1 protein-coding gene is annotated in these 341 nt (G+C 57.5%); it reads left to right on the plus strand.

Annotated features, from left to right (window positions below):
• Positions 1-341 (plus strand): hypothetical protein (locus R5H29_RS08560; protein ID WP_332329074.1); only part of this gene is annotated, 341 nt, incomplete at both ends.

Genomic DNA, 341 nt, shown 5'->3' on the forward strand with positions numbered 1-341 from the left:
CCTCCGGCGCCTGCAAAACGACGCTCCTTAATCGCGGTGGAAAAATTCCGCTTGCTTTTCTGATAAAGTTGAGTAAAGTAGTCAACATGCTAATGACGGCGAGGAAGTCCAGTTTGGCTGGGTTGGTGACCCAGATCGAACGAGGAATCCGGCGCGAGGATCCGGAGGGCTCGGCTTTTCGGACCTGCCGAACCTTGACCGAGGCGGTGCAAAGTGGGGGGGATTTTCTGCCCGAATGTTTCACCGTGCCGAGCCAAGACGCTTACGCCCGTCGGCTCGTCCATGCCGGAAAAGATTTCACTCTGATGGCCATGGTGTGGCAGGGCGAGCAAGGAACGCCC

The organism is Stenotrophomonas sp. A3_2, from assembly GCF_036624925.1.
GTDB classification, from domain to species: domain Bacteria; phylum Pseudomonadota; class Gammaproteobacteria; order Xanthomonadales; family Xanthomonadaceae; genus Stenotrophomonas; species Stenotrophomonas hibiscicola.